7 protein-coding genes are annotated in these 12,173 nt (G+C 66.1%); 1 reads left to right on the top strand and 6 read right to left on the bottom strand.

Annotated elements, in window-relative coordinates; translation table 11 throughout:
- The gene (locus BLW17_RS06560) at positions 1–672 is read left to right on the top strand and encodes a DUF2848 domain-containing protein (RefSeq protein ID WP_036733164.1); all 672 of its coding nucleotides are present in this window, start codon (positions 1–3) and stop codon (positions 670–672) included.
- Positions 673–1,389: 717 nt separating this feature from the next.
- Here BLW17_RS06560 and BLW17_RS18080 read toward each other — a convergent pair.
- The 6 genes from BLW17_RS18080 to BLW17_RS18075 form a co-directional block, all read right to left on the bottom strand.
- Positions 1,390–1,566, bottom strand: a complete 177-nt coding sequence (locus tag BLW17_RS18080) for a hypothetical protein (RefSeq protein ID WP_156116118.1) — start codon at positions 1,564–1,566, stop codon at positions 1,390–1,392.
- A gap of 718 nt (positions 1,567–2,284) precedes the next feature.
- Positions 2,285–2,500 (bottom strand): hypothetical protein, encoded by a 216-nt coding sequence (locus BLW17_RS17720; RefSeq protein ID WP_139305947.1) that lies wholly within the window; start codon positions 2,498–2,500, stop codon positions 2,285–2,287.
- 181 nt (positions 2,501–2,681) lie between these two features.
- Positions 2,682–8,693: a DUF3320 domain-containing protein gene (locus BLW17_RS06555; RefSeq protein ID WP_052176350.1), complete on the bottom strand. Its 6,012-nt coding sequence runs from the start codon at positions 8,691–8,693 to the stop codon at positions 2,682–2,684.
- 1,354 nt (positions 8,694–10,047) lie between these two features.
- Entirely contained in the window at positions 10,048–10,491 is a 444-nt protein-coding gene (locus BLW17_RS18285) for a vWA domain-containing protein (protein ID WP_211656929.1), read from the bottom strand.
- Between the two features lie 694 nt (positions 10,492–11,185).
- Positions 11,186–11,452 carry a hypothetical protein gene (locus tag BLW17_RS17715; RefSeq protein ID WP_139305946.1) on the bottom strand — a complete coding sequence of 89 codons (267 nt, stop codon included), beginning with the start codon at positions 11,450–11,452 and terminating at the stop codon, positions 11,186–11,188.
- A 3-nt stretch (positions 11,453–11,455) separates the two neighbouring features.
- A complete protein-coding gene (locus BLW17_RS18075; protein WP_052176351.1) occupies positions 11,456–12,097 on the bottom strand; it encodes an AAA family ATPase in 642 nt (213 codons plus the stop codon).
- Between the last annotated feature and the right edge of the window lie 76 nt (positions 12,098–12,173).

Below are 12,173 nucleotides of genomic sequence, written 5' to 3'. Positions count from 1 at the left end.
ATGCGCTTTACCTGCAACGGGCAACAGATCGACTGCGCCCCGGCCCACCTGGTCGTTGCCGGCTGGACCGGACGCGATGCGGCCGCAGTCCAGCACCATATCGACGAGCTGGCGGCGCTGGGCGTGGCACCGCCCTCGACCGTTCCGCTCTTCTATCGCTGCGCGCCGTCGCTGCTGACCCAAGCGCCGCGCGTGGCGATGCTGGGGACCGACAGCTCGGGCGAGGCGGAACCGCTGGTGCTGGTGGCGCAGAACGGCCAGCGCTACCTGGGCCTGGGGTCTGACCATACCGACCGCAAGCTCGAGACCGTCTCGGTCGCCGCGTCCAAACAGCTCTGTGCCAAGCCCGTCGCACAAGAGTTGTGGCTGTGGGAGGAGGTCGCCGGTCACCTCGACCTCATCGAGGTCACCTGCGACATTCACGAAGGCGGCGACTGGCTCGGCTATCAGCGCGGCACCCTTGCCGGCATCCGCCCGCTCGACGCGCTGATCGCCGGGGCGGGGCTTGAGGCACTCGCGCGCGATGGCGGTGCAGCCATGCTGTGCGGCACCTTCGCCGCGCTGGGCGGCGTGCGCCCGTCCGCCCGCATCCGCATGAGGATGCATGACCCTGTCCGAGACCGCCGCATCAGCCTTGGCTATGAGGTCGAAGCGCTGGCAGTGGTGGCATGACGGGCCGTATGCGAGACCGCGCCGAAGATGCAGTGGCCCGTGTCTCCGCCCTGACCCACGCGCCGCGCCTTGCCATATTTACCGAAGCCCCCGAAAAGGTTGTCTCCCGAAAAAAAGTTTGCTGGGTTAGGGCCTCGAAAAGGGCCCTGTCCTCCGGCGTTGGGTCATCCATGCTGCCTTGGGCCGACCGTCCCCTCGCCTAAGACAGAACGATCCTCGATGATCGACACCGTCATCTATTATCGTACTCGCCCCAGGGAACCCGAGGCCTCTGAGCTCGCTCTGCGACTTCAGTGCGAGGCGGTGCACGACGAAGTCAATTCGCGCCTGTTCCGCGTCTTAGCGGAGTTCGTCAACGAGGAGGGCGAGGTATCCGACCATAATCTGCGGGAGCGGCGCCGCCCCTTGCCTCGGCCGGCAAGGCCGATGAGCCCCGGCCCGGCAGCGACGGTCCTGACAAGACCCGGCCAGCCTTGCTCGCCGCGCTTAGCGCTCCCCGCACGCGTGATGGGGCCTGGCTCGGCATCGTCTCTCGCGCTACCGTCGGGTCGGACGAGGTTTTCGAGAAGCCCGAGGACAAGCCAAGCTTTGGACCTTTATATTTGGACATGCGACTCAGCTGGTCCCGACGCCGGCCGACGTACCCGTCCCAGCTGGAGTGCCAAGACCGCTGTGCCTTTTGGCCGACTTCCGTCCTAGCCAGTTCGACATTCCTGTCTACGTATTCAACGCGGGATAGGAACCCCTCTCGGCGCTCACGGTCAAAATCAAGCTCGGAACTAAGGCGACCATGCCGTCGACCGCTCGCGAACGGCTGGTTTCAATTTCCACCATCCTGTCATCTTCCAGCACCCATTCGACCCCATCCCCGATCCTGATGGTGAAGCGTACCAATACCGGGTCCCTGATCTCGCGTCTGGCTCGTCGCGGATGGTGCCGATCTGACGGTCAAGAAGTTCAAGGTGCGCTGCCGCCGGGCCCCGGACCATTTGCTGCAACTTGATGAAGCGAAGATACCGATCACCCGCTTCTTTTGCCTTTGGCCTCTCTCGGACCGCGGTTCCTACATCCCGCGCCGCTCGGTGCAGCGCGCCGCTGATTTTCATTGCGACCTTCCCGCGCCGCACTGCGAGCCCCCGGGAGCGAGCGAGGAGCGCGAGCGAAAAGACCCGGCGTTAAGCGGCCGGATCGCCAAACTTATTTGTGCGGAGGATTCTGCCTCTGCCTCCGCGGCGATGCGTTCCAGCGTGTGGAAAGCGCCCGTCAGGTCAAAGTCATCGCGGGTTAGCTGTGCCACGCGGTCCGGGTAATCATTGGGAACGTCGGGAAGGCCTCGAGCGGCACCGGCTAGGCCGACTGGTCTCGCCATTCGTACAGTACCGATAGATCCTTCGGCGTCGCCTGCGTGAGGGCATCTCGAGTCCTGGCGTCGGTGGCCAAGGCTGCCAGTCTATCGCGTTGCGTCCAAGCGCTTGCGACGGCAGCCCGCAGTCGTGCGAAATCAGGTGCCCACACGTCAATCAGTTGTAATTTGGCAGGGACACCTGAGCCGCTACATGACGGGATCCAATCGTGAGATCCAGCTAGGCAGACAGCAGTTTGAATTTGCCCGTCAGAGCTGGGGTCCATGCAGCTCCACAGAAAAGCGTTCGCGTGGGCTGTCCAGCCGGACGGCTTCGGCCGCACACTCGTGGGTGCTTTCGAGCACAACCAGCCCGCGCGCGATGACGGACAGGGTGTCGTGGTTGCCGCGGATGACGTGCACGGCGATCCCCGCTGCGTGCAGACGCCCCAGCTGCTGAGCACGATAATGCGCGGTTGCTGTCATACAGCTGGCCCGAGATCAACAAGGCGTCGACCTGCTCAAACAACCACAGGTCCACGATCGTGACGAGGGCCTGGCGGGCCACCGTCCGTATCAGATCGGCGACCAGGCGCGAGCGGGGGCGAGCGAGCGCTACGGGCTGTCCGGGTTCAGGTCTGCGGCATGGATAAAGCGAAAGCTTCCGTTACGATTGCCCCTTTACGGCACCAGACAATCTCGCCACTTCCGTCTTGAAACTCTCCGTCAGCCGCTTGTAGCCGATCGCGGAGCCGACGGCGCGGGGCAGGTCGGCGTACCCGACATCGGCTAGCGACCGGATGAGGCCGAGTTTTTCGGGGAGGGGTACTTCATTCCAGTCCCGGTTACGGCCTGCGACCCGCAGCCCTCGGAAAGCGATGATCTCCTGGGGAGCCGCCGCCTCGGGCCAGAAGACCTCATGGCCATCAGACGCGCGCGTGCGCGGGCCAAGGTGCTTGATCGCTGTCCATACAGTCGATGAGATCGCCTTTCCGGTCCGCTTAAAGCCATGCTCGCGGGCGATGAGGTCGCTCAGCCGCTTGAAGGTCACCGGTCCCTCCTGGGAAATGATTTCGGCCGCCATTGCAGTCAGGATGGTCCTGTAGGAGGGGTTATGGAACTGCGCGGGATCACGCGAGGCCGCGGCCAGTCGGCCCGCCGCGAGAGGCTCGATGCGTTCCAGAGGTTCGAGCGACGTGGGTGGCGTGATGACGGACGGATCGACGGGCTGCCCGTCGTCACCGGCGAGGGGCATTTCGGGAGGAGGGGTGGGAACCTCGTCCGCCGATGCAGACGGTTCGATCAAGGCGGACTGATCGTGAGAGCCTGCGGGGACGCTGTCTGGCAGGACAGCCGCTGCGGCCACCTCGGTGCGACGCATCTCCTCCGCCGCACGCTCTGCGTCCTCGCGGGCCGCTCTCGCGCGATCCTCATCCAACAGTTCGCGGAGGCGCGCATCGAGCCGCTCCAGCACGGTTTCGCGGTCGTTGAACCAGTCGGTGGACCACACGCGGGCCAGACGCCAGCCGAGGGTCTCGCGGATGATGTGGCGCACACGGTCACGGTCGCGCGCCGAGGGTGAGGCGTGATAGGTTGCGCCGTCGCACTCCACGCCCGCGAGGAAGCTCCCCGGGGCGTCAGGATGGACGACGCCCAGGTCGATGCGGAATTTCGACGCGCCGACCTGTGTCCGCACCGTCCAGCCCCGCGCCCGGAGCGCCTCGGCCACCGCCATCTCGAAGTCCGAGTCGTATCCCGCGGTTCCCCCCATATTCCGCACCGCGCCCATCAGCGCCGCGGGACCGCGCTGCGCGAATTCGAGGTAATGCTTGAGATCACGCATCGCCTCGGCCGAGGTGCGCGTCAGGTCGATCATCGACGGATCGAAACTGGCGAAGATCATCACCTCACTCGTTGCGCGGGTGATGGCGACATTCAAGCGGCGCTGCCCGCCCTTGCCGTTCAGAGGCCCGAAATTCATCGACATCGTCGGGCTGTCGGGCTCGGTCGGGCCGAAGGTGATCGACAACAGGATCACATCGCGCTGATCGCCCTGCACGGTCTCGAGGTTCTTGACGAACACCGGCTCGGGCGCGGCGTCGCCGAAGAACCGCTCGAGTGCAGGGTCGCGGCGTCTTTCGTCGTCGAGGAGATTGAGGATCAGTTCCTGCTGCTTGGCATTCAGCGTCACCACGCCCAGCGACTGGGCCTGCCGCGCCGGGTCGCGCAGGCGGGCCACGACCTCGGCCACGACTGCCTTGGCCTCCTCCGGGTTGGTCTGGCCCCGCCCGCGGCCGTAAGTGCCAGCGACCTTGCGCAGCGACACGACCGTGTCGCGCGTGTCGGCGGCCGGGTAGGTGACCAATTCGCCGTCATAATAGGCGTGGTTCGAGAAGGCGATCAGGCTTTCGTGCCGACTGCGGTAGTGGCCGGTCAGCCGGTGCAACGGAACGCGCGCGGCCAGCGCTTCGTCGAGGATGCTGTCGAGGTCGGTGTCCACGGAGCCGTCGCCGTCGTCGTCTCCGGGTGCCTTGGCGAAGAAATTGGTGGGGGGCATCTGCTTCGGGTCGCCGACGATCACGCAGCGCCGCCCCCGCGCGATGGCGCCTACCGCGTCGTAGACAGTGATCTGGCTCGCCTCGTCGAAGACCACCAGGTCGAAGAGGCTGGTCTCTGCGGGCAGGAACTGCGCGACGGACAGCGGGCTCATGAGCAGGCAGGGGGTGAGCGTGGTCAAGGACGGCCCCATCTGCGCCACGAGCTTGCGGACGGGCAGATGGCGTGCCTGCTTCTGGATTTCGCGCGACAACACCCCGAAGCCCGGTCCGGCGGTGGGCGAATTGCGCGAGGGGACCCCGGCCGACAGCTTGGCACGGATGTGGCCGGCGGTCATCTCGGCGAGCTCCGCGTCAAGGCGCTGGAACTCGGCGATCATAGCCTCGTGGGTCAGGCCCGAGAATCGGCGCAGCGGCTCGCTGGCATCGATGAGCAGCGGCGCGGCCCAGCGGCAATAAGCCGTCAGCATCGCCTCGTGTGCCATGTCGTGTGACACCCGCCCCGCCTCCAGTGCCACGACAAGAGGTCGCAGTCCGGCGGTCTCGGCCTCGCGCTTGGCGGCCGCCCAGGCGCACCACACGTTCAGGCGCCGGTCCCGGTCGGCGACCGCCCGCGCTTCGGCCGCGATCTGCGCAAGCGGCACCGCGCTGCCGTCGCCGGCAGGGGACTTGATCGCCTCTCGCCATGCTGTCAGCGTCCGACCGAATTCCTCCGCCGCCGCGGTCACACGCTTGGCGGCCGCATCGGCTGGGCCGCCCGGCTCCAGAAGGTCGCGATTCTCGCAGAGCGCTTGCGTCAGGTGCGATCGCGCTGTGACGGGGTCAGTCTTCAAAGCCGAGTAACGCGTCACCGCAGCGCGGAGTGCATCCCCTTGCTCGACGGCGTCGTTGAGCCGGGCAGTTTCCGTGGCAAGACTGCGCCAAGGCGTGCCGGGCGGCAGGTCAGCCTCCAGGGCCTTCAGCGCCGCCTGGTCGCGGGCAAGGTCTCGCAGCGCCTCGAGGTGATCCTCAGGCATCTCGACCTGGCCGGGTGCCAAGCCGTAGGCCGACCCAAGCTTGGTGCGCAGCGCGCGAAGGGCGCTGCCGCGGAACAGGATATTGCGTGACCTGGCTTCGTCGCGCTCGGTAATCCAGGACTCGACCGGTTGGCCTGCGATCCGGTCCTCGGCAAAGGCCGAGGGTAGCCGGCCGCGGCGGTCCCGGTAGGCGCCGAGCGCGGTGCCGAGGTCCCGGAGTCGCGCGAAGGTCTCGCGCGCATCCGGCTTCAGCGCGAAGCTCAGGTCTGTGGCCTCGCACGCAGGGATGAGCCGTGCGAGATCGGCGAGAGCGCTCACCTCGTCCTCGCGCACCTCGTCTGCCTCCATCCCCAGCCGCTGGAAAAACTGCGCGCGCGCCGAGACCAATTCGGTGACCGCGGCGTCGAGCGCGCGCGCCGCCACGGACATGCCGTCGCGCCAGGCGTTCGACCAGTCCGTATGACCGACGCCTGCGAATACCTCGACGTCCTCGGGCGTGATCTGGCTGAACTGCCGGCCGAGGCTTCGTGCGGTCTCGACCATGCCGGTCAGAACGTCTGGCGTGCGGACGCGCAGCAGCTCGTCTTGCGTGCGGGGCCAGTCCAGCTCCACCATGTGGAGGTCGCCCCAGCGCGATAAGCGTGCGATCGCATCTCGAGCGCTGACACCGGCCGGCCCGGGGGTGTGGAGAGCAGCGACGAAGCCGTTGAGCTTGTCCCGCGCCCGCTTGAGCTCGCGTGCCTTTGCCTCCCAAGACTCCTGCGACAGCACCTCGCGCGAGCGCCAGGCGCGGTCAAGCTGCTGCAGAACCCCCTTCTTGTTGGCCTTGGCCGAGTGCAACTCCAGGCACAGATCCCCCAGACCCGCCTTGGCGAGCCGGCGGTGCACGACGTCGAGGGCCGCCATCTTTTCGGACACGAACAGCACCTTGCGACCGAGGCCGAGGTTGTGGGCGATGATGTTGCCGATCGTCTCGGATTTGCCGGTGCCGGGTGGTCCCTCCAACACGAAATCGCCATCGCCGCCAGACGCGTGGATAGCGACGATCTGGCTCGAGTCTGCATGCAGGGGCGCCAGGAGTTCGGCCGGGTCCACGCGGACGTCGATCTCGCATGGCGAGACGAACCCCGCGCCGCCCGCGTAGGGCTCGCGCGGGGTGTCGATCAGGTGCCGCACGAACGGGGTGCGCTTCAAGGTCTCCGTGCGCTCGGAAAGATCCCTCCACATTAAGTATTTGGCAAACGAGAACGTTGACAGCACGACTTCGGGGACAACCTCAAAGCCCGGCACGTCCTTGATGCGGTGGCGCACGAGGTCCCACACGCGCTTGACGTCAACCCCGCTCCCGTCGCTGGGCAGCTCGCCCGCGAGGTCCGGCATGTCGATGCCGAAGTCCTGCTTCAACATCTCGAGGAGCGTGAGATTGAAGACCGGGTCGTCCTCGTGACCCTTCAGGTAGGGTTTGGTCTTTGCGCTCGTCCGCTCCAGCCGCACGGGCAAAAGGATCATCGGCGCGCGATAGTGGCTGCGGTGGTCGTTCGAGGGCGACCATCGCAGCGTGCCGAGCGCGAGGAACAGCGTGTTGCTCCCCCCTTCCTCAAGGTCCGCCTTGGCCTTCCGGTAAAGTTCGATCGCGCCCTTCTCGAGGGTTTTCGCGTCAGTGTTGGCGATCACCTGTCGCCGCTCCAGCGCCTCGCGGGCAATCTCCTCGTCGTGGTCGTCACCCGTCCGAAGCAGGCGCAACGTCGCATCGACCTGGCCCACGCCCGCAGCCGGCTGGGGCGCAGCGACGAGGGCGACGTGTTTGCCCTCAGCGATCAGGTCCTCAAGCTTCGCGGGGTCGGGGCAGAACAGCGGAATGGCCGTCGTGCCGGACCTAAGGTTCAGCAGCCGGTTGCGCTTCGAGAGGTCGAGGAGGTCGCGCTTCCAGCGATCGAGCCGCTCTTGCGGCGTCTGGGGCGCGTCGTCCTGCGTCCGATCGTCCAAGTCGAAGCCTGGCAATTCGGGCGCGACCTCCAGTGTGGGGGCGCGACGCACGGGCTCGGCGTCCACGTCCCCGGAGACGCCTGCGGCCAGCTGCGGGAGCGGGCCGATGCCGCGCCGACGCGCCTGCCTGATGTCGATGGCGAGCGCAAATTCGGCGTCGCGCTCTTCGGCGAGTTGCCTTCCTGCCTCGGCGACGGCCTTCGAGAAGGCCACGGGGTGATCCGCCGTGGCTAGTGTCGTCTCGAACAGGACCAACTCGTTCAGACTCAGCGCCTTCCGCAGAACCTGGGGATCGTCGGTGGTAATACCCGGCAGGTGCTGAGGCTGAAGCCAAGCTCCCGCGAAGGCGTGGCCCTTGGTAAAGACCACGATCGGGTGGAGCCCCACCTGCTCGTAGCAGCCTGCGAACAAGAGCGCGGTGTCGAGGCAGGTCGCGAGGCCCGAAGCCTCGACGTCGGATGGCAACCGCACCTTCTGGCCGGTGGTCTCGAAGCTTGCCGGCGGCACGGCATAGGACAGCCCCCGCGCCGCCACTGCGCTCCAGATCGCCGCCGCGAGTTCCCAAGCGCGCGTTCGAGACCCGGACTGATAGCCGTCGAGCGCGCCGGGCTTTCCGGCCGCCCGCAGCACTTCAGACGCCGCCTTGAGGAGTCGGTCCACCGCCGGGTCGTTCGGCGTGACGAAGGCCGCCAGCAGTTCGGGGACATAAACCGAGCCGCCCCACTCGTGCCGCGCCAGGGCCGTGAGCGGCACGTCTGTCTCGGCCAGCAGCGCCTCACCCTGGCGCAGCTCGAACCGCACGTTCGCGCGAACCTTGTCCGTCAGCCTGTCGAGGAACCCTCCTGACAGCGGAAGGTGGCGATCACGCGGCCTCACCACGCTGCCGGCGTCGATCCGGTCGAAGGTCCAAGAGCGGGGCCCGATCACGGGAGGCTCCGCCGACACCTTCAACACGAGGTCGTCCAGGTCGCAGTCGGTCGGGTTCGTTATTACCAGGTCAGCGAGCACCGCCACGTCGTTCTGCTGGGATGCGAAGGTGACGTTCGGTGCGAGCTTAACCAAAATCTCGGGCGCCGCGGCTGGTGGCTTGGAGGCGGTCATAGCTCCCGTGTCATCGCCCATGGTCAGCCTTTCACCAGTTTTCTCAATTGACGAGAATGTACACGCGCGAGGATTTTGACCAACCGGGGCGCTGTTGCAAGGCACGGACAGCACTTTCCTTTGACCATGGGTTCTAGGTGCCGGACCTCTCCTCTGAGGGCCTGCGTCGAAGACTTACCTTAATTCAAGTCCGCGCCGCTATCGAGGCGAGGATGAACAGTCATTGTATTCCGCTATACCCGCCGCCGCCCTAAAAAGGCCGAAGCAAATATTGAAAGTCCACAGGATATTCATAAGTGAAAAACTTGGCATCGTGCGTTGCGTGACGTTGACCCTTCGTTTCCCGATCACCCTCGCTGTTTTCGCCTTCGCTGTCCCTTGCGCCTCACCGCATTCAACGCCTCCGTCCTTCTCCTCCTTCCCTGTTTCTTTTCCCTTCATTCCTCCCCCTCCACCCGGGCGGCACATGCCGACCGGGGCCCGAAGATCCTGCGTCACCGGCCGCTACCCGCGGTCGGGTTTGCGTAGGATCCTCAAACCCTGTCGCGAGGATCGCCCCGTCTCCTTCAGTTCACCTTTGGCCGCATGGTGATCTCCTCGGCACGGTCGACCAGTCGTCGCACGGCGCGCAGGCTGCGCAGCGGATCTTGCGTAAGGTGATACGTCCGCGCTCGGAAAACAGGATCCCCGGCGTTTCCTTTGCCCAAAGCCGCCTGTCCCCCAGTCCGACGCAGCGTCCCCGCGTATTCCGCCAGCGTCGGCTGGCGATAGTCCACCACTCGAGGGGTGAAGCGTGGGTCGCACCTCACGTAATCACGTAGTTGCAACCAGCCAACGCGGGCCCTCCGGGGGAGCGCACCGCTTCAGTCCGCTCATTGAAAACAAGTTGAGTTGGTTAGCGATTGCCGCAAGGCCCCGGCCGCGGTAGTGAATTGCATGAGCGGAGATACGCTGCCAGCCTAGAGGATCACTGCGTCGCCTTGAACTCGGCGGCGTCCTTGTCGCGCTAATCCCGGACGCCTTTGTTGGCGGCGTCGTGCTCGTCTTCGAGTTTAGTCTGAATATCGGCAACGCGGGCGTTGTAGCCCTCGTGTGGATCATTCAGGGCGTTCCCTAGCGCAGTCGTCTGCTCCTGGCTCAGCTGCTGCTCTTTCGTCCAGTCTGAAATCCGGTTGCCTTCGCCGACTACCCCGTCGGTGACGCAGTTGCCCAGGTTGCGTGAGCGTCGCTTTTTCCATCTCGGAAGTATTGGCGTGGTCGCGACGAATCTCTTCGATCAGGCGCGACATCTCATCTTGCGTGTTGATCGACGTGAACAGCCCGCCGCCGGCCTGTGCTACCGCCTCAAGCTGGGCGCGCTCCTTGGCAGGCAGGCCTAACCCCAGGATGTTGACGACCCCCCGGATGTCGCTGGCATGCAGGGCGCGGGCTTGCGCGACCGGATCGCCGCCGCAGGTCTTCTCTCCGTCCGAAACGACGTAGACGACCTGCCCGCCGACTGTCTCTGACGGTGTCTACTGAGCGCCCGCGGCCACCAGCGCATTGGCAAGGTGCGCCCAGCCGGGGCCGGCTCTAGCGCCTCGGCGGCGGTTTGCACGGATGCGGTGTCGTCGGTAATGGGGACCAACGTCTCGATGCCTGCGCAGGTGTCGGCGCGACCTGCATCGTCATGCGTGCCTTTATGGGGGAAGGCGATCAGACTTGCGGTAACTTCGTCGGGCAAGTCATCGAGCAGCGCGACGACGGCCTGCTTCGCGGCGTCGATCTTGGTGTGGCTGCCAAGCGCGCCAACCATGAAGCCCGACGCATCGAACGCCACCACCCACCCCCGCAGGGGTCCCGGCCCCGCGTCCGTCGCATCGCGGAACTGAGTCGCGCGACTCGCCGCTCATCTCCGGCGTGTCGACGAAGCAGCTCTCGATATCCTCGCCCTTCTCCTACAGGAACCGCGCCAGCAGCGCGCTGGTGTCCTTGGGCCATGGCAGGGGCCGTCGCAAGTATCAGTACTGTAAGGGCAATCGGGCGCACGACCATTTCTCCGTGGGCTTCCAGATCGATGCTGCGTAAGGCAATCTTGCGCAGTAACTAGACCAAGGCAACCAGGTTCGGCCCGTTCAGCGGTTGGGGCAGCCCGCCAAGGCGAGCGGCGGGGGATCGCGGGATGGGAGGACCGTTCATCCTCGAATCGATAGCCGCGCGAAATCGGATCGTGATTTGGGCGACGATGATTCTTTGTTTCTGTCATGCGCTTATGTTAGCAGAGCGAGCGTCCAGACGTGATTGGCTGCGGGGCTTTTCGCTCTTTCGCCTTCTCTGTCCCTTCCACCCCGCCGCCTGGACCACCTTCGTCCTTTTCCTCCCTCCTTCATTGGTCCTTCTCCCTTAGTTCGTCCCCCTCGCCCCGGCCGGCGTCAGCCGGGCGGGCCCAGAGGGTCCTGCGTCAGCGACCGCCGTTCTCGGCTGGGACCGCGCAGGATCCTCAAACTCTCGCTGCAAGGATCCCCCCGTCTCCTTCAGTTCAGCCTAAGCCGTGCGATGATCTCCTCGGCGCGGTCAAGCAGGCGACGCACCGCGCGCAGGCTGCGCGGGGGATGCTGCCTGAGTTGATCGCTCGGCGCCCTAAACATCGGATCACCGCCGTCTCCTTCGGCCCAAAGCCGCCCGTCTCCCATCCGTCGCAGCGTTCCGACGAATTCCGCGGCCGTCGGCTTGCGACACCCCACCACGCTGCAGCGACCGAGCAGCGGCTGTGGCAGGTGGTCGTGCGCGTTGGTGGTCATCACTTACGTCACCCGGCTCATGTCGAAACCAACGCGCAGATAGGGGTCGGTCCAGTTCTGCGCGGTGGTCGGCTCGATCAGCGACATAAGCGCCGGGATCAGGCCAGCCAACGTCCCTCCTCCGGTGGTGGCCAGCGTCTCGCGGGCGAGCCCGATCTCGTCGACGATCACCACCGGGTTGGCGATCCGCTCGGTCAGGATGGTTTGAGTCAGCATCCCCATTCCGGCGCTCTCCCAGCCGCGCTCGACCCCGACCAGCGAGAATGCGCCCGACTGTGCCGCGCTGAGGTCGATCCGGATCACGGGCACCCCGAGCAGGTCGGCCAGGTGCCGCGCCCAGGCCGATCTGCTGATGCCGGGAGGCCCGGAGAGGATCATTGGCAGCGCCTCGGCCAGGCCAGTTCCCTGCGCAGTGCGCCGGTGCAGGTCCTTCATGACCTGGCAGGAGGCGGCATCCATCCACCGGCCCCGGGCGTGCAGGGCGGCAGCGATTTCGTCGGCCTCGTGTGCCGCGACCAAGGCCGCGCGGCCCCCACGGGCGAGTGGGGTCAATTGCGGGCCAAAGCGGCTTTTAGAGGGCAACGCCTCCAGCCGTGCATCGCGCCGCTCAACGAAGCGCCGGCCACGGGCGGCGATGAAGGACATTCCGGGACAGCTCGAGCAACTTCGCGCCGAGGCGAGGCTTGGCGGCGGCCAGCGGCGAATCGACGCCCAGCACGCC

It is taken from the genome of Paracoccus sanguinis (genome assembly GCF_900106665.1).
Lineage (GTDB): Bacteria > Pseudomonadota > Alphaproteobacteria > Rhodobacterales > Rhodobacteraceae > Paracoccus > Paracoccus panacisoli.
Note: the sequence above shows the minus strand (reverse complement) of the source record. Positions and strands in the feature narration are given on the sequence as shown.

Excerpts from the sequence above, each read along its gene's own strand:
- BLW17_RS06560 (WP_036733164.1), top strand. The coding sequence starts at position 1 with ATGCGCTTTACCTGCAACGGGCAACAGATCGACTGCGCCCCGGCCCAC.
- BLW17_RS17720 (WP_139305947.1), bottom strand. The coding sequence starts at position 2,500 with ATGACAGCAACCGCGCATTATCGTGCTCAGCAGCTGGGGCGTCTGCAC.
- BLW17_RS06555 (WP_052176350.1), bottom strand. The coding sequence starts at position 8,693 with ATGGGCGATGACACGGGAGCTATGACCGCCTCCAAGCCACCAGCCGCG.
- BLW17_RS17715 (WP_139305946.1), bottom strand. The coding sequence starts at position 11,452 with ATGACCACCAACGCGCACGACCACCTGCCACAGCCGCTGCTCGGTCGC.
- BLW17_RS18075 (WP_052176351.1), bottom strand. The coding sequence starts at position 12,097 with ATGTCCTTCATCGCCGCCCGTGGCCGGCGCTTCGTTGAGCGGCGCGAT.